The 17954-nt window shown below is 40.1% G+C and carries 14 protein-coding genes; 7 read left to right on the forward strand and 7 right to left on the reverse strand.

Going from position 1 to position 17954, the window contains the following annotated elements; all coding sequences use genetic code 11:
- Positions 1-120: 120 nt before the first annotated feature.
- On the reverse strand, positions 121-954 hold the full coding sequence (locus RYH73_RS17080) for an MOSC domain-containing protein (RefSeq protein WP_335314664.1): 834 nt from the start codon (positions 952-954) through the stop codon (positions 121-123).
- Between the two features lie 172 nt (positions 955-1126).
- Positions 1127-1717, reverse strand: a complete 591-nt coding sequence (pncA, locus tag RYH73_RS17085; RefSeq protein ID WP_335314665.1) for a bifunctional nicotinamidase/pyrazinamidase — start codon at positions 1715-1717, stop codon at positions 1127-1129.
- A 339-nt stretch (positions 1718-2056) separates the two neighbouring features.
- On the opposite strand from pncA, the gene RYH73_RS17090 reads away from it, so the two are divergent.
- The 5 genes from RYH73_RS17090 to RYH73_RS17110 all read left to right on the forward strand — a co-directional run bounded on the left by RYH73_RS17090 (position 2057) and on the right by RYH73_RS17110 (position 7358).
- Complete coding sequence (locus RYH73_RS17090; RefSeq protein ID WP_335314666.1) at positions 2057-3085, forward strand: c-type cytochrome; 1029 nt, start codon at positions 2057-2059, stop codon at positions 3083-3085.
- A gap of 71 nt (positions 3086-3156) precedes the next feature.
- Positions 3157-3630, forward strand: a complete 474-nt coding sequence (locus RYH73_RS17095) for a DsrE family protein (RefSeq protein ID WP_335314667.1) — start codon at positions 3157-3159, stop codon at positions 3628-3630.
- Positions 3631-3678: 48 nt separating this feature from the next.
- A complete protein-coding gene (locus RYH73_RS17100; protein WP_335314668.1) occupies positions 3679-4593 on the forward strand; it encodes a molybdate ABC transporter substrate-binding protein in 915 nt (304 codons plus the stop codon).
- 423 nt (positions 4594-5016) lie between these two features.
- A complete protein-coding gene (locus RYH73_RS17105) occupies positions 5017-6894 on the forward strand; it encodes an FG-GAP-like repeat-containing protein (RefSeq protein WP_335314669.1) in 1878 nt (625 codons plus the stop codon).
- Positions 6895-6995: 101 nt separating this feature from the next.
- Complete coding sequence (locus tag RYH73_RS17110; protein ID WP_335314670.1) at positions 6996-7358, forward strand: VOC family protein; 363 nt, start codon at positions 6996-6998, stop codon at positions 7356-7358.
- A gap of 95 nt (positions 7359-7453) precedes the next feature.
- Here RYH73_RS17110 and RYH73_RS17115 read toward each other — a convergent pair whose 3' ends face one another.
- Positions 7454-7744: an HU family DNA-binding protein gene (locus RYH73_RS17115; RefSeq protein WP_335314671.1), complete on the reverse strand. Its 291-nt coding sequence runs from the start codon at positions 7742-7744 to the stop codon at positions 7454-7456.
- 249 nt (positions 7745-7993) lie between these two features.
- Between RYH73_RS17115 and RYH73_RS17120 the strand changes: the two genes are divergently transcribed.
- The gene (locus tag RYH73_RS17120) at positions 7994-10084 is read left to right on the forward strand and encodes a hypothetical protein (RefSeq protein WP_335314672.1); all 2091 of its coding nucleotides are present in this window, start codon (positions 7994-7996) and stop codon (positions 10082-10084) included.
- 261 nt (positions 10085-10345) lie between these two features.
- Here the strand turns inward: RYH73_RS17120 and RYH73_RS17125 are convergent, their stop codons facing one another.
- The 3 genes from RYH73_RS17125 to RYH73_RS17135 all read right to left on the reverse strand — a co-directional run bounded on the left by RYH73_RS17125 (position 10346) and on the right by RYH73_RS17135 (position 14696).
- A complete protein-coding gene (locus RYH73_RS17125; RefSeq protein ID WP_335314673.1) occupies positions 10346-11047 on the reverse strand; it encodes an AcvB/VirJ family lysyl-phosphatidylglycerol hydrolase in 702 nt (233 codons plus the stop codon).
- Between the two features lie 74 nt (positions 11048-11121).
- On the reverse strand, positions 11122-14259 hold the full coding sequence (locus RYH73_RS17130) for a hypothetical protein (protein WP_335314674.1): 3138 nt from the start codon (positions 14257-14259) through the stop codon (positions 11122-11124).
- A 164-nt stretch (positions 14260-14423) separates the two neighbouring features.
- Positions 14424-14696: a YtxH domain-containing protein gene (locus RYH73_RS17135; RefSeq protein ID WP_335314675.1), complete on the reverse strand. Its 273-nt coding sequence runs from the start codon at positions 14694-14696 to the stop codon at positions 14424-14426.
- A gap of 251 nt (positions 14697-14947) precedes the next feature.
- On the opposite strand from RYH73_RS17135, the gene RYH73_RS17140 reads away from it, so the two are divergent.
- Complete coding sequence (locus RYH73_RS17140) at positions 14948-15373, forward strand: hypothetical protein (protein ID WP_335314676.1); 426 nt, start codon at positions 14948-14950, stop codon at positions 15371-15373.
- A 141-nt stretch (positions 15374-15514) separates the two neighbouring features.
- On the opposite strand, the gene RYH73_RS17145 is transcribed toward RYH73_RS17140, so the two are convergent.
- A complete protein-coding gene (locus RYH73_RS17145) occupies positions 15515-17389 on the reverse strand; it encodes a hypothetical protein (RefSeq protein ID WP_335314677.1) in 1875 nt (624 codons plus the stop codon).
- Between the last annotated feature and the right edge of the window lie 565 nt (positions 17390-17954).

Here is a 17954-nt window from a genome sequence, read left to right on the forward strand (position 1 = left end):
CAAAGTGATCGAAATTTTGTTTTTTTTTATTTTAAAAAAAATCAGCGCCATCGGTTTTACGCTCTACGGATCACGCTTGTTCTACTCCACACAACCACATGAACGAATTTACCAATTAACTTATTTATTCCCCACAATAAATCGCTCTTCCACATGTGTACTTAAAACTTCTAAATGATCTCCGAGCCGGATCATTCCGCGACCGTGATGAATGAGGTTTTGACCAAATAAGATTTTTCTATCTTTTGAACGATAAGTAGCAAGAGTTTTTAATGGTTCTTTCGATTTTTCGGCATTTTGTTGATCGATGGTAGTCATCACACAACGGGCACAGAGTTTCACTCCAGAAAAATAGACATGCTCACCAATTCGTATCCGATGCATCCGATCTTCTTCAAAAGGAGTTCCACCTGTAAACAGAATATTAGGTCTAAATCGATCGATGGGCAGGGCAATTTCCAAACGACTGTTTAAGTCATCCAACGATGCTTGTCCAATCATTAAAAATGGATAAGCATCCGAGAAGGAGGTTATCATCCCTTTAGGCGCATATCGTTGATCTACTTCCCGTTCTGTACTATCCGGCATATAAACCAATTTGCAAGCAAATCCCAATGCTTCACTAAACCACGCATCCACTTCCCTGCTCACCGAAACAGCTTGGCAGGTATCATCCCAAATGACAACTTCTTCCTGTTGCGCATTAACCAGATCAAAAGGTATCTTGATTTTGCCCCACTCAGGATGCATTACCCATAAACCGTCTACACTAAGTTCAAGCTTAAACAAAGCCATTTTAGGATAAGTACGTTGCGTAAGAAATTGATTGTTTTCATCAATCAACATCCATCTTCGATCATATTTAAATCCCCTATCTGTGACCTCCGCTTGTCCAAGTTGAATCCCTCCTAACGATTTGATGGGATAAATAAAAAGTCCGCTAATTGTTAGCATATGTCATCCGTATATAAAACAAAAATAGAAATACGCACTTCGTTTTTCAAATTGTCATGGATATTCCCATTAACGAAAATCATCCACGGCATCCATGCCAACAACGTCTGGATTTTTACCTAAGAAAAGAACAATGAAACGATCAACAAAGAGAGAAAATAGAATCTAACATCTATAAAATCTCCCCTCCTTTTTGTTGAAATTCAGTCTTTAATTGTCGGAATCTTTCTGGATCAATTGCGCAGGAAGCATGTTCAATAATACGGGCCTTAAAGCCTAAATCCAGAGCGTCGTTGGCCGTATAGTAAACACAATAGTCCGCAGCTAAACCACAAACTGCAAGCTCGGTTACACCTCTACCCTTTAAGTAGTCTGCCATACCGGTAGATTTCTTCTTGCCATTATCGAAGAAACCGCTATAACTATCGATCTCCCTATCCATCCCTTTTCGGAAAATAGCCTCTATCGCATCCGTTGAAAGTGCTGGAGCCAAAGCCGCGCCATTAGTTCCCTGCACACAGTGTACGGGCCAAAGCACTTGTTCTAAACCATGCAGTCGAATATGTTCAAAAGCTTGCCTTCCGGGATGCTCTGTAAAGAAGCTTTGATGGTTTATCGGATGCCAATCCTGTGTGGCCACCACTAGATCATAAGTTGGCTGCAAGTCGTTGATAATCGAAATAATCCGATCCCCACCGGTTACAGCAAGTGCACCCCCAGGTAAAAAGTCGAGTTGTATATCAATAATAATTAATGCGTTCATTTTATGCTATTTACTTATACTTTCAAAACTACACATTTTTTGCGCGTACCCTAATGGGCGTTAGGTATTAGCTTTCGGCCGCACTAGCCTGCTCATCATCACATGGGCTAACCGACCATTAGGGAGTTCATGAACCGAGTGCAATGCGCTCATGAATGCCAATAAAAAGCAATTGACTATGAATAATGCCTATAAAGTGAACACTAATGAATAATTAACAAAACCTACTTAACGACTCAACCATTAACCACTTAAACGGATCGGCTCCATAACCTCTGGTTATACCCTATAAGAAAAGCTCGTTTAAACTTGATCGCTATACCATTTACATTTGTCCATATGGAAAAGATAAAACCAACTTCTACTGATAAGGAAAATACAGGACAGGACGTTTACCGGCTAACAAGGTATACCAAGGTTCTTGCGTGCATTATCCTATTGTTAATTGGATCTTGTATTTATCTATTAAATGGCCGTGCGGTGCAAAAACCAACTGCCATAAAAGCAACAGCAAATATGCAGCTATCTCATGTAAGTGATGCGGTAATAAAGCCTTTCGATAATAGCGAGGAGGGTAAACTAGCCGATTACGGCCATCGCTTAATCACAGAAACCTACAAATACTTAGGAACAGAAGTGAAGAAGGGGGTGATTACCGGTAACAACCTGGCTTGCTCAAGTTGTCATTTAAATGGCGGTACGAAGGCCTATGCTGCACCTTATGTTGGTTTATCCGCTGTTTTCCCCATTTACATTGGACGCGAAAATAAGATAGCATCGTTAGAAGAACGCATCAACGGTTGTTTTGAAAGGAGTATGAATGGGAGTGCTATCCCTACTGATAGCAAAGAGATGCGGGCCATTATCAGTTATATAAAACATCTAAGTAAAGACGCATCAATTGGCAATCGTATTGAAGGACAAGGCTTTGTTAAAATAAATATTCCCGATCGAGCGGCGGATAAAGTAAAAGGAGCGGCTGTATTTAAGCAATATTGTGTTACCTGCCATGGTAAAAATGGGCAAGGAAATCGCCGGGGTCAACGCGGGGATAAACAGGGTTACCTATATCCGCCACTTTGGGGCAACGACTCCTATAACGATGGTGCGGGAATGGCTCGCTTGCTTACGGCAGCACGATTCATCAAAGGAAATATGCCTTTGGGCGCTACCGCGGAAAACCCTTTATTAACGGACGAGGAAGCTTATGATGTAGCTGCCTATATCAATTCATTTAGCCGGCCACAAAAAGCAAATAAAGAATTGGATTATCCCGATCTCGCAAAAAAACCGAAGGATTGTCCCTATCCGCCTTATATAGATGAGATTGCCATAACACAACATAAATTAGGACCTTTTAATTTTTAATATCCTGCCAAAAAAATTAATTAGGAGTAAAGATGCTGGCAGGAGCACTTACTTTAAAAATACCAAGTAACATGACAACACTAAAACAATCAATTTTCATCATTATTGTATTTCTATGCTCAGGATCTTTTGCTCGTGCTCAGGAGAATTCCGCTATTACCCGTAACAAAACCTATCAAGGTGCCGAAGCAAATGAAGCTCACTATCGAGCCATCTATCAACTGGATAGCAATACCCCTGCCACTATTGAAAAGGCCATACGAAACATCAACAATGTGCTACAAGATCCACGTTTAAGGGGAAAGATCGAAATAGAGCTCATTGCCTTTTCAGGAGGAACCGAAGCCTTCTTAAAAAATGGCAAATATGAAGAAGCCCTAAAAAAGCTGATTGACAAAGGCGTGATTGTAGCACAATGCCTAAACTCTTTAAAAGAAAGAAATCTGAATAAAGAAGCATTATATGATTTTATTGCTTATGTACCCAGTGGAAACGGCGAGCTTGTTATCCGTTCTGCACAGGGCTGGACGATTATCAAACCGTGATCTTACAAATTGAAATAACCAACAATGAATAATACAACACGTTACCAAATGAGAACAACATCTTTTTTTATCTTATTAAGTATCTTTGCTTTTCAGTTAACTTATGCACAGCAAAATCACCGTTATGATCCTCCTTGGAACATTCCTCCAGCATCAAGTGTCCAATTTACGGTACCGGGAATAAACAATACACCCGATTTGTATGGTGATATTGAAGACCCACAGCTTGTCATATTCTTCGCAGGCAATCAATTCATGTGCATTGATGAACTGCTTAAGGGCTTTAAGAAAAAGTACCCCGCCTACCAACGAATCTTTGCCGAAACACTCCCTCCCGGCATACTAGCAAAACAGATCATCGGGGGTTCTTTAACTATGGGAAATTTACGTATTACCCACAAACCTGACGTTTATACTGCTGGAAAAAGCCGCATTGCCGAAATGGAAAACTATTTCGATCGCACAGAAGTATATGCATATAATAAACTGGCCTTAATGGTTCCAGAGGGAAATCCGAAAAAAATTCATGCGCTCGGTGATCTAGCGAAAAAAAATATACGGATCAGCATGCCAAATCCTGCTTGGGAGGGTATCGGGCGTCAAATCGAAGCGGCTTATAGAAAAGCCGGTGGTGAGCCTTTGCACCAGGCCATTATGCAAAGCAAGGTTAAAGACAACAGTACTTACCTAACCAGAATCCACCATCGAGAAAGTCCGTTACGTATACTTTACGGCCAAAGCGATGTGGCCCCTGTCTGGTATTCGGAAGCCCACTATCAGAAAATGATTAATCATCCCGTCGAATTAGTCTCAATAGCGGAAGAACAAAATATCCGCGCCACCTACATGGCCGGTAAACTGAAACAAGCACGCCATCCCCAAGCGGCGGCTGATTTCTTAGACTATCTAACCTCTGAGGAAGCAAAGGCAATCTATAACAAATATGGCTTTGAGACTGAATAGGTTTGTATAAAAAAGACATCCATACATTGTGTTGGATGTCTTTTACAACACGGATAATCGCATTATAGATCCACATAACACTTCCTAAAATCATTTACTCCTGTAGGGGTGTCATCTCAATCCAAGTAACTGTTGCAGATATTGAAAGTGCCTTAACATCTTCTTTCTTATTGGACAAAGCTCATCATGAAGTTTGCTTTAAAGCAAATTTTGAGCATCCCACAACATTTCCTAACATTTATTTATCAATTAAATAATATTTCATTTTATTAAAATCAACTATATTCATGGTTTAAAATAATTTACTTATGTTTTTTTATTGTTGACGAAATCGACGTAGAGTTTCAGGTAAGATCGGGGTGACAAGGGCACAACAAGGTACAAACAAGCTTTCTAAGACTTAATATACTTAACAGCAACAAAATGAAAAAAACAACTTTTAGCCTGTGTCGTCTAAAAAGAACGACCTTTGCTTTTGCGATCGTCCTATGCTTCTTGAGCTGCAAACGGGCGGAAATGGGTGTTCCGAATGATTCCGGTCAGACTCACGCTTTGCCATCACTGTCAAATTTGGCACTGTTAGCTAGCGGAAATCCTTTTAAAGTTCTGTCATTTAACGTCAGACATCATGATGACAACGATCCGCAAAGCATCGATCAACGTAAAGGAAATATCCGCCAAATTATTGTGGACAACGACCCTGATGTGTTTGGTTTGCAAGAGTTCTCAGACGACTCGTTTGAAGCTTGGTTCAGAGAGCAAATGGCCACCCTAGGTTACGGAGAATACTATGACACAAGTATTACCGGCACACCAAAAGCTATTTTTTTTAAAACGACTCGGTTTGCACTTCAACGAAGCGGTACGGTAAGATTAGGTCCTTCTCCCATTATCAATACAGCCACCTGGGTAGTTTTGCTAGATAAAGTTACATCTTACAGGTATTTTATCAGTAATAGCCATTGGCAGTTTGACTCGCAAGCCACCAGGATCGAAAATTCAGCTGCCTTGGCAACAATGGTTAATCAACAAAACACAGACAAACTACCTGTTATCGTATTTGGCGACTTTAACGCAAAACCCGGCACAACTGAAATTTCGAATCTAAAAAACCAGCTTGATGTCGTTGATGCCCTTGGAGATAGCGCAGGTGATTATACTTTTCACGGCTGGAACGCCTCCGGAAGCTCCAAGCTGGATTGGATTATGAGTGATAGAAGCATGGCTTTCACGTCGTCTCATGTTATCACCACCAGCTACAACGGTTATTGGCCTTCAGACCATTGGCCAATTATTGCGACTTACATTCCGGGTATATTTGGTAGTCCGCACAACGATGCCAATGGCAAAAGTAGCAGCGCCGGCACTAACTTTTATTTTGCCGATATAGATGGAGATGGGAAACAAGATAAAATCTATTGGAATCCAACTTACGACAGTGGCAAACCGCAAGTGTTTCTCTCTAATGGTAATGGTACGTTTGCATCTACCGCTATTGTACATACAGCAGGAGCTTCTACACTAAACACAACCCGTTATCATTTTGCCGACGTGAATGGGGATGGTAAAGCTGATCTAATTTTATGGAATCCAACATTAAACGCTGGTCATACGCGTGTATACCTCGCTACAACAGGTGGCAATTTCAGTTCAACTGTAGTGGATAACCCAGAAGGAACAAGTGCAGGTACCACCACAATATATCATTTTGCCGATGTGAACGGAGACGGCAAAGCCGATAAAATTTACTGGAATTCAACTTTTGATTCCGGAAAGACAAGGGTGTATTTGGCAACTTCGGGTGGCAATTTCAGTGGTACGGTGATTAACGGTTCAGTGGGTTCCAGTACCACGGCCGGTACTACTTTCTACTACGCCGATGTGAACGGTGATGGTAAAGTAGATAAAATGTTGTGGCATCCGAATCTAAATGCCGGAAAAACCATGGTTTATCTCTCCAATGGGGACGGCACCTTTACAGCATCGTCCACATTCAGCAATTCAGGAGCAACAAGTGTTTCCGCATCCACCACTTTTTATTTTGCCGATGTGAATGGGGATGGAAAAGCGGACAAGATATATTGGCGACCCGATCTTTACCTAGGTAAAATAAAGGTTTATCATTCGAGCGCTAGCAACACATTTGATGGCCCTATATATTCATTAAGAGGCACGTCCCAAAGTGCTAACACTAATTTTTATTACGCGGATATTACGGGGGATGGAAAAGCCGATCAGATTCGATGGAATTACACAGAAAACGATGGTGTACTTAGAAACTACTTTGCCAACGGTCAATAAATACCTTAAATTAGAAGCGAATATCGACATCGCTTATATTTTTCAAAGAATTAAGCGGCCTTTGTAACAAGCAAAAGAAGAATAATAAATAATACGATATTATGACGTCTCTCCATTTACAAAAAAAGTTAAAACACGAGCAAATTCAATATGTCGAGTTTCTCTCGGCTGATATTACACGTGCCAAAAAATTTTATGCAGCAAGTTTCGGTTGGAAATTTACGGATTACGGTCCAGACTACACCGCATTTGGCGGCGATTATATTGATGGGGGCTTTACTTCTGGAGAGCCGATTAAGGGCAGTATTTTAATCGTCCTTTACTCGGAGGATATTGAGGTAACGAAGCGCAAAATAACAGCTGCCGGCGGCCTTATCGTAAAGGACATATTTGACTTTCCGGGAGGTAGACGTTTTCATTTTACCGACTTGGATGGTTACGAACTCGCTGTTTGGTCGGAATAAACAGTTATTTATTAGGCTTTGGGCTAATTAGGGGTTACAAAAATTACAGCCCGATCTAAGGGAATCGGGCCGTATAAAATAAAGTTTTACAATACCTATTTTTTTATTTTTGCCGATGCTACCGCTTCCCGAAGTGATTTACCTGGTCTAAATTTGGCAACCTTGGTAGCTTTTATTTTAATGACAGCCCCGGTATTGGGATTACGCCCACTACGAGCGGCACGTTGGCCTACAGCAAAAGTTCCGAAGCCTATCAGGGATACGCTTTCTCCTTTTTTCAAAGTGGTAGTAACCGAATTGGTGATACTGTTCAGGGCCTTTTCTGCCTGAACCTTTGTGATGCCCGCATCTGCGGCAATTTTTGTAATAAGATCAGCTTTGTTCATTGTAATAGTATTAAGTTTACAAATCGGTAAAACCAATAGCACGATTGGTTTCTATGCCATAAATATAACCTTTTTATCCGCTGTCTCCAAAAGTAATATATGAACGCTTATATTTCCAACTCGTAGGATGCATGAAAAACACCTTATACGGTAAATAATTGATACACATTATCGAAACTTTGAAACACTTTGCCTTTGCTCATTAAAATCCTTTCCTTTTTTTTGTATAAACCCATTATAATAGCTCACATGCGTAATCTCCTAATTACTTGCCTTCTTTTCATTTTTTATTCTCCCCTACTTTTGGCGCAAACACCTACTGTAAATAGTCAGAAATTCGATGAAAAGGCAGGTGCAAGCTTCAGCTACCGTAATCATATTTTGCAAATAAAATGGCCCACAGGTAATCAGCACTATGGACAGATTGAGCTTGATATGCAAAAAGGAAAACCGCTATTCAGACGTATGCTGTTAACTGAAGGAAAAAGAAGTAAGCTTATTTCTTCGAACTTAGACCCTTCTTTTTTGCTAACGATCGGCAAAAGAGACTTGGTCTCACAAAACGGTTGGAATATTTTTTTTGATAAAGTACCCGAGAAACCATACCAAACCTATGATGTAAAATTGGAAAAATCGACTGCTTCTGTGGAAACCATCGGTAGTCGTACGTTGGTAAAAATCTCTTCGCTGAAGGCAGATCATTTTAAGGGCGATCTTGAAATTACATTTTATAATGGTAGTCCACTTTTTAATGTAGCAGCCGTCATGTCTACAAATGTCGATTCTTCAGCAATTGTTTATGATGCAGGCTTGGTAAGTAAGAATCCGGAATGGGAAGCGGTATCTTGGATTAATACGGCTGACAGTCTACAAAGTACTGATTTGATTTCGTCGGACACCTCCAAAAACATGGCCGTGAAGTACCGTAGTATTGCAGCAAAAGGAAAGGATGGTATGTTGGCATTGTTCCCCGCGCCACACCAGTACTTTTATCCGTTGGATGAAGCCTTTAACCTTAAGTTTGCTTGGTACGGGAACAATTATCGGAAGATGGTGGATGGATATGGCATAGGTATCCGACAAGACCTGCAGGGAGACAAACGTTTTGTTCCATGGTTCAATGCGCCTCCAAAGACCAAGCAACGTCTGAACTTCTTTTGTTTGCTAAGTGTAGAAAATGAAAATAGCACCTTCGCCGCGATAAAAAAATTCACACATAATGATACTTATGTTAAACTACCCGGATATAAAACCATGTCAAGCCATTTCCACAACGAGTTCATCATGAACGTGGTGCTTGCAAACAAACCTATCCCGGAAGTCCCTGACTTTGTCACCGTTTTTAAACGAATGGGTGTTGATATTGTGCATTTAGCCGAGTTTCACTATACAGCACATCCTAAAGGACCTGATCCGCAACGCTTAAAAGAGCTACATGCTCTTTTTGAGCAATGTAAACGCTTATCGGATGATCGTTTTCTTCTCCTTCCAGGTGAGGAACCGAATGAATTTTTTGGAGGTCACTGGCTTTCTCTTTTTCCCAAACCAATTTATTGGGTTATGTCTCGAGAAAAAGGAGTGTCTTTTTCAGAAAACCACCCCACTTATGGAAAGATTTATCACGTTGGTGATCAGGAGGATATGTTGAAGTTACTAGAAGAAGAACAAGGCTTGGCATGGACAGCCCATGCACGTACAAAAGGTTCTGTGAATACACCTGATCTCTATAAAAATGAAAATTTTTTTAAATCAAATCGATTTATGGGAGCTGCATGGAAACCGATGCCCGCCGACTTATCTATGCCAAAATTAGGTAAGCGCGTACTCGATCTAATGGATGACATGAATAATTGGGGACTTAAAAAGACGGTCATTGCTGAGGCTGATCTTTTCACAATCACCCCTGAGAATGAAATGTATGCCCATATGAATGTAAATTATCTGATGCTCGATTCGTTGCCTAAATTTACCGATAGCTGGAAACCTGTACTCAATAGCATGCAAAAGGGTCATTTTTTTACCAGCACAGGAGAAGTCTTGATGCCTCGATTAACCATTAACGGCAAACATTCGGGCGAATCCATATCACTTGACGATTCAGGGTATGCTACGGTGGAGCTAGCACTCAATTGGACGTTCCCCATGAATTTTGTAGAAATCATTTCGGGAGACGGACAGCAAATTTATCGTGAAAAAATAGACCTGACTAAAACGGAAGCCTTTGGTTCAAAGGTAATGCAATTTAAAACGAATCTCCGTAAGCGAACATGGGTGCGCATTGAAGCATGGGATATCGCCGCAAACGGAGCTTTCAGTCAGTCTTTCTATGTTGCAGAGTAGTAATAACTACCACAATTTAGCTTCCGGTAATACATAATAAGCAGTGCCAACAGGCGTCCACATGATCGAAGTACCTAGTATCACCGCGCTCCTCCCACGGGTAAGTGATCTTATATTTTTTTTTCTATCGTGCAACGTGCCGAACAATTTTCAATTACCCTTTCTTCAGTTTACATACTTTTAAACAACTCTATATCAGAAAATTAAAGCAATGACAGTTTATCAATTTTCATGCACATTTATTAGGTAACTGCCTTGCAACTAGAGTCTCATCTTTTGTACGAGCAGCGAATAATTTTGTTGATATTGATGATTTCCCGGAAGGTGGAAGACGGTAACATTACTTCCATCTTTTAACTTATTTTTCAGTAAAAGCGATTCTTCTTTCCCGAAAAGAATAAATATAGGTACACTGCTGTTTCTTATGGCTGATTCAATTTTATATTTTCTACCTGTATTATCGCTCGTTGCCATCAAATCACTTACACGAATCACAAAATCTGTACTGGAAGAAGGCGACAACAAAATCACTGTTTTTACTTTGGTTAAAAGTAGCTTCGAGATACGATTGGGAAGAAAGGCTGCTACATCCGCCCCAAATGAATAGCCAATGATGATCAAAGAAGATTTATCCCATACCTTCATGTACTGCAAAGCGATTTGTTCTATATCCTTGGCAAATATTTCGGGGTTCTTTTGATTCCAAAAATATTTACGACTGTTTAGTGTGACGACACCGTATTGCTTTTCTTCAAAGGCGTGAATGAGCGACTTATTAAAGGTGTTCAAGCCCCCATCACCCGTAATGTATAGAATGAGTGCTTTTTGAGATCCTTTTGTTACCGAACATGTTAGGGGGAACGACTTTTCAACACTTTCAACGCCAAATGAAACATTCCCTGTCAAGAGCACTACTATCAAAGCATACATTCTGATAAAAGAGGGGTGTATTTTTAGAAACATGTTACGTATTTTTCTAATGTGAAACGATCACAGACCATCATTCATGAAAATTATGCAATTTCCGCATCATCCATTTATTCTTTATACCGTACAATACTAAACTCTTCCTCTAATCCATATGCGTAGGTTTGGTAATGACTCCCTGCAGGATGATGATGAATATTATACCATTTACCTGGATCTACCAAGCCCGGTTCCGGATTATTATGATGCGGCCCGAGTAGATTCTTCAGACTTCCTATGACTTCCACTTCTACTTCGTTTTTGCCTTTTTTTACAAATGACGCTATATCCAAACGATTGGGCTCGTTAAAAATAACACCCGCGTATTTACCATTAACCCGTATCACGGCGACTGTTCCATTCCATTTACTCAATTGAACATAAATATCACTAGTTTCCTCTGTAAGCTCAACCTGTTTACTGTATTTAATACCGCCGCTATACATCGGTAAATATTGTTTATTCCACGCCCCTTTTTGTAACGGTTTCGGCTTTATTATTTTAAAACCCTGTTCGACAGACATTAAACTGAAATCACCCATTATATAAATCGGTTCAATTTCTGCAAAGATACGCATGGGAGCAACATGCAATGTCACGGCATTATGTCCTGGTTTCAATTGTGATGAAATATCAAAAACACCAAAGGATCGATCTAACCACCATTGATTTTTGAGCGGTCTAAGCATTTTACCATTAACAGTAACTGCCGTCCATAATTCAGGCTGCTCTATAACGGCTTTAAAAGTTTTCGTAGACACATCGTCATCGATATAGAAATTATAGGTTGCAGAAAACCCAGTGCCCGTTGAAAAGGTATCTCGCATTACGATATTATTTTTGAATTGTGTTCGATTATTCCAAGGATTACCCATCCCATCAACAAATCCATAATGCCTAAAAGTTTTATTAGATGCTATTCCAACATGCAGATCCCGATATAGGCTGTCTGGCTTATGAATTACTAAATCGCAGAAGTCAATCATTAGCGTATTGTTTTTGGGTCGTTGGATCTGCATATCGCTGGCCGGTAGCTTACTCAAATAAAAAAGATGGCGGTAAGACTCAACTTTTTCCGTTACCGTATTGGCAACAAAGAATAGCTTACTCCCTGCAGGTTCTATATTAGCATGTAAAGTCAGTTTAGCTCCATTAACTGTCTCGGGATAATCGAGTACCTTACCGGTAAAAGGGTCTAAAAGCAAGGCATTCTTTCCATTAACATCTATCTTTACAGTCGTTTCCTCCGTTATACTGGCATTTGTAAGAAATATAATCTGGCCATCTACAAATTGTCTGCGCTGATGGTATAATTTACCCCCTATACCACGAATTGAAAAATGGGTATTCAAAGACAAATTTTTGTTTGGTTCCGTCTTCACGATTGAGCTAATATTCTTATTGCCGCTACGAAACAAGGTTAATTGCACACTTTTTTTGCCGTCGATAAACTGGGGTTGCTCGAACAAAACTACTTTACCACCTTGCGCTATGAACTGCTTTAGTAAATGGAAAGTCCTGCCATCCAAATTTTCCATTCCCGGTGGCAGCACTACTGTAGTATATGACCGTTGGCCAACGATAAACTTTCCTTTATGTACAGAACCGTGATCTTTGATAATATTCTCAGATCCCAAATCGTACTCCGTGTGTGCCTTTTCGAGTGTTGTAACAAAATCATTAAATTCTTCGCCGATTTGGTAAAAGCGTTTATGCGCCTTACCATTGAAGTAATACATCCAAGCAGTGGTAGTGGGCTCTAGTACCAATAGATCGTTTTTCTGTTCACCGCTGGACAAAGCGACCGATAAGCGAGCGTAATAATCATTCAATGATTTATAATAGGGCCACCAAGGTTCGTGATACGAGAAGCTTGGCGGGTAATCATACTTTCTAGCACCATGTATCGTCATAAATGACAAGTGTTGATTGAGAAAATTCACACCAAGTACATACTCCCAATCAGCCAATCGTTTCATATCCTTAAAGGTGAGTTCCCAACCGGCACCCCCATACGTTTCCGACAGCGTTCTGCTTTTATTTAATTGATTTGCAACACTAGCCAGCTCTTTTACAGCCCTGATATTACCAAATTGAACAGGTTTCTCCTCGTTAAATTGATTAAATAACATATCGATGCCCGGCATTTGCATCCAAGCATACATTGCCATATTATCCGGACCGTGATTTGGGCTAGGCCAGCCGTGTTCCCAATAATGCCCTGTCCAAATCAATTGATGATCTTCCATATAGCGGAACATGGGTTTGGACCATCTGTCAAGAAATAATTGTAACAGAACCTGATGGTAATTGTGTCGAATTTTTTTCCATTCACCTACTTCTTCAAACAAAGAAGCTATATTGGTCTCCAGTTCATAGCCCCATGTCTTCTTGAATACCTTAAATAAATCAGGTGTCCACCGAACGCTATTTTGCCCTTCATTAATAATAGTCGGTTCATCTGAAAAAACACCGACTATCGACTTATTTAAATTTTTGCCAAGGGCCTTCTCATAGCCCTTAAAAGTAACATCAATAAAGGTCTGCGTTACACCTTTGGCTAATAAATCCACATAAGAAACTCCTATGGGTCCCGCCACTGACCCCCGGTTGGATTTTTGGTAGTTCTTTTTCTTAATAACGATATACTCACCTACTTTATCCTTAAATTGTTTGTAACTTGTCGTAATATCTTTCGTTCTCTGATCTTCGACTTTCAGGAGCAGTAAGATGCTATCCTCCATTGGAGGGATTTTGTTTGCGCGCTGCATATATAGCATCTGTCCTTGGTTGTATGCTGCCGGCATTTTTTCTCCCACTAGCCCACCTGCAAAACCGGTTGGATAAGAGTTCTCATCATATATCCAGCTATTTAAATCCAACTCTTTACTTTTGTTTTTTGCATACTGATACAGCTCATACCATTCATCAGACAAATATTCAGTGATTAACCCCGGTCGCGGGTGAATAATAACACCACCAAAACCCGCTACTTTGTAATCATTTAACATCGAATCAATAATGTTTTTACCTACCCTTCCATTCCAAACCCATAATGGCACAGGTTTGAAGGCATTGCCTGGTGAGTTAAATGTTGGTAACAGCGAACTAAGTGTATTGATTCTTTCCCCTTCCTTTTGATGCTTATAGGATTGCGTCAACAACATAAGGGGCAGCATTATGACGAGTAAAAACCTTCTTGCCTGCATAGATAATACCATTGAATAGACAAATGGAAATTAAGTAAAATCATTTGCATTATTGTCTTCTACTTGATCTACATTGGCATTAATTTATGATTAGTTATTTATCGTTTACCATTTACGGATTGCCGATATTTTGTTGATTTATTATTACGCTTAACAGAAATGACCTATATCCAGGCATGCTCATCTGTTTGTCCCTCTATTTCCCATCTTTCCCTTTTTAACTTCGATCTAATGGTTTCCGTCAGCTCGTTTTTCATTATATTGAAATGACTAATTTGATCCGAAGCCTGCTTACGAAGACTGTGTGCTAAGTTCTTCATAGAATCGGCTGATTTTTCTCTCGTATATTCACCCTTGTCCGGTGCAAATAATATCCCAATAGTTAATCCAGCTCCCAACCCGGCCAAAAAAGTAACTATTCTTCCTACGTCATTCATATTTCCAATATTATTGTGTAAAATCAGCTAAAGCCTGCATAGCCTACCATATACTTAATAAGACAAAATTTCGCATTAAAAGTTTGTATCGAATCAACATCCAACACATCAGCAATGAATCGAATCAAGAAAGATCGAAACCTTCCGTTAGACAAACAGAATAACCAGCAGATAAATTTCATTGAAAACAGGGATATACATAGCGATAGAGATGACTTAATTTTGTGTTATTCAATATTAAATTTTATAAAATGATCTGGGGAATTACACTTATTCTATTGAGTATCTTGGCTGTGCCTTCGTTGATACTCGCTAAAAGACCTGATGCAAGACAGCTTTTAGAAAAGATTGAACCTTATCAGGGATGGATTGGGCTGATTTTTTGTTTTTGGGGAATCTGGGGAGTGATCCAAGCAGTCATCCACATTGGTGCGCTTACCACTATGCCTATTTGGTGGTTAACCTGGCTTGCTGGTAGTGCATTGGAAGCAGTGCTTGGTTTTATGTTAGGTTATACCTTAATCCAAAAACACCTCTTATCAGGAAGTGCAAACGCAGGCACGAAGGCGGCAGAGCTACGCGCAAAATTAGCCCCTAACCTCGGAAAGTTTGGGTTAATCGGACTAATTGTAGGTATTTGGATGATTATAGCCAATATCTTATTCATGGTTGTTTAAGCAATTTATCTTTCGACACACGGCTAGCTACGCAAAATTGCCTTCGAGCGATACAGCAATATTTATAATACCTAGGTGCTCTGCGAAAGAATTTAAAGAAAATGGTCCTATCTGTTTCACAGATAGGACCATTCCTAAAGCTTAAGCAATTTTAGGATAAGCTCTGGATGAAAGGTTGCCATATGAGGCACTACCCCATCCACCATCGTATATTTTCTCCACTTTATCGGGTGATGAAAAGTTTGACTTCGCAATAAAACGTTTGGATCCTCCGCTACCGTTGATACCACCGGCCAAATATACGCCACCATGGCTATCAAATGCCAAACCGAAATACGAACATTTCTCCCCCGCTTCGCCTGCCGTAGCAAATTGGCAAAGATACTTAGCTTCCCAAGTTGTTCCGTGGGTATTATCTACCCGCCAAGCACGGCCACTTGAATCCAATAGATAAGCACGATCATCTCTATCAAAGGCAATATCGATAATACCTGTACCATTGCCAAAAGGTTGAATTGGATTGCTTGCCGCTCCCCGTACCTGAACCGTACTGTAATTTGTTTGTGGATGTTTAAAGGTATAAATTTTTCCGCCTTCGGTAGCAGAAAAGAAAAAACCTACATCATCTTTTCTAAAAGCGAAGGCATCTTTACCCTTACCACCTGATAAACCACGCAAGTATTCAAAATTCTGATCTTCTTTCCGTCGATAGATTTGATTGGCGTTCCAACCAAAATAGTGGGTGCCATCAGACGTTGTCGCATTACTCCAGCCAGCCCCGTGCTGGTTATCGATTGCTTTTCGAATCCGTGACCCATTTCCTCCGTTATGCGCATAGATATCTCCATTATCTGACTGATTACCACGAAATACATTGTCGTAATAAGTGATCGCAAAAATCTCATCTATTTCACTATAAGTAGGAGCGGGCGGCGTTATTGGTTTTTCTTCTTTTGGTTTTTCCGCTGCGGGTTTCTCTTCTTTTGGAGGAGCAACAACCGGCTTTTCTTCCTTTGGCTTCTCGGCCGGTACCTTCTCTTCTTCAGCAGGCTGCTTTTCGTGGCACTTACATCCCTCCTTTTTATCTGTGGATGCGCCTCCTCCCGATGACACTTTACAAAGGGATTCAAAACGCTTCAAAAAAGCAGTAAGCGTTTCAACTGCTTTCAAAACCTCTGGCAATTCATTGCAAAGATCCGTACAAGTTGGTGTAGGTTCAACAGGTTTGTCAATGGGTGGTTTCTCCGCTGCCGGTTTATCCAATGGCTTATCAGTCTCCTTGGACTTATCAACAGTCGGTTTCCCTTCCAGTTCGTCTGCTTCCTTCTCTTTCTCTTCGATACTTTCATCCTGCGGTATTTTACTGGCACATATGGTATCTTTCAGCACCTTTACAAAATCGGGCAATCCGTTAATATAAATGTTGTGATCACCACCGGTTCGCAGAGCTAGGCGTTTAAACTCTTTGATCATGTCCTCCTTGTCCTTTTTGGAGCGATAATGCAACCCCTTACCCGGAGTACCTAAGTATGTATGTACTTTTACCTCATTAGTTAAAGCGGCAGCAATAGCTTTGTCGTTTGCTTCAATAGCAGCGGGTGTTACTACAGTATTACCACCATCAAGTGATTCATCTTGTAACAAAAATATTGCGCGTTCAGCACCCTCACGCCAGTCATAGTGCTCGCTAAGATCTTCCACTACACGTGCTCCATCTTCCTGGGCCCCTGCACCGGGCAGCGAGTCCTTCACCCTGCTTTTAAGCTCATTTGCATCTGCCCCAGCTTTGTTCGTAAGATAATCCCTTACAGTTTCATTAAATTTAGTATCTGTAAAAGTCCCTTCAATTCCTAGATAATCTACCCGTAGATCAGAAGGACAAGAACTTTTTGCTTCTTTTATCGCCGCCTCGATGGCTAAACTAATAGCTTGTGCCTCATCTGACATCGATCCACTGGTATCTATCGCGATAACAAGATCTACTTTTTTTGCATTTGGATCATTTGTTGTGCTCATTTGTTTTCCTCCATTTTGTTTTCTCAATGATAAACTACTTATTCCTAGTTCTAATTAATTATTGGGCATTAAAGGAGCATAAGCTAAAAACCTATGTTTTACTAAGTTTTCTGAAATTCCATGTTTACTTTTTTTTGTAATGTTTTATTTACAAAAAAAATGATTAACATTAAATTAACTTTGGTGTTAATACTGGCAAAACAAACCTAAATAATTTCTCGAAAGGAAAAGAAATATTTACACATACAATACACAATTTTACACATAATCACACACACCCTACACTAATTTACTTTTCACGCGATGCATTTATGGCATAAGAACGGAGGCTTTCCGATGAATGAAAACGTATTATTTTGTAGGTTTGAAAATAAATGGCCTGTTTACGCAACTGATGTGCTATTTGAACGAAAATGAGGCGTCATTACCTGTGAATGGAACGCCTCTTAATCTTTTAAGATCTGATCCGAGTATCGGAATAAGTTGCAAAAAATTGGTCAAAAAAATATCCCTTATTTTCCACGACTTGCAAGTGGAAATTTAACGCCTTATCAAATGATTTTAA

The organism is Olivibacter sp. CPCC 100613 (assembly GCF_036959255.1).
Lineage (GTDB): Bacteria > Bacteroidota > Bacteroidia > Sphingobacteriales > Sphingobacteriaceae > Olivibacter.

Coding starts and splice junctions, on each gene's coding strand:
- RYH73_RS17080 (WP_335314664.1), bottom strand. CDS start 954: ATGCTAACAATTAGCGGACTTTTTATTTATCCCATCAAATCGTTAGGA.
- pncA (WP_335314665.1), bottom strand. CDS start 1,717: ATGAACGCATTAATTATTATTGATATACAACTCGACTTTTTACCTGGG.
- RYH73_RS17090 (WP_335314666.1), top strand. CDS start 2,057: ATGGAAAAGATAAAACCAACTTCTACTGATAAGGAAAATACAGGACAG.
- RYH73_RS17095 (WP_335314667.1), top strand. CDS start 3,157: ATGACAACACTAAAACAATCAATTTTCATCATTATTGTATTTCTATGC.
- RYH73_RS17100 (WP_335314668.1), top strand. CDS start 3,679: ATGAGAACAACATCTTTTTTTATCTTATTAAGTATCTTTGCTTTTCAG.
- RYH73_RS17105 (WP_335314669.1), top strand. CDS start 5,017: ATGAAAAAAACAACTTTTAGCCTGTGTCGTCTAAAAAGAACGACCTTT.
- RYH73_RS17110 (WP_335314670.1), top strand. CDS start 6,996: ATGACGTCTCTCCATTTACAAAAAAAGTTAAAACACGAGCAAATTCAA.
- RYH73_RS17115 (WP_335314671.1), bottom strand. CDS start 7,744: ATGAACAAAGCTGATCTTATTACAAAAATTGCCGCAGATGCGGGCATC.
- RYH73_RS17120 (WP_335314672.1), top strand. CDS start 7,994: ATGCGTAATCTCCTAATTACTTGCCTTCTTTTCATTTTTTATTCTCCC.
- RYH73_RS17125 (WP_335314673.1), bottom strand. CDS start 11,047: ATGTTTCTAAAAATACACCCCTCTTTTATCAGAATGTATGCTTTGATA.
- RYH73_RS17130 (WP_335314674.1), bottom strand. CDS start 14,259: ATGCAGGCAAGAAGGTTTTTACTCGTCATAATGCTGCCCCTTATGTTG.
- RYH73_RS17135 (WP_335314675.1), bottom strand. CDS start 14,696: ATGAATGACGTAGGAAGAATAGTTACTTTTTTGGCCGGGTTGGGAGCT.
- RYH73_RS17140 (WP_335314676.1), top strand. CDS start 14,948: ATGATCTGGGGAATTACACTTATTCTATTGAGTATCTTGGCTGTGCCT.
- RYH73_RS17145 (WP_335314677.1), bottom strand. CDS start 17,389: ATGAGCACAACAAATGATCCAAATGCAAAAAAAGTAGATCTTGTTATC.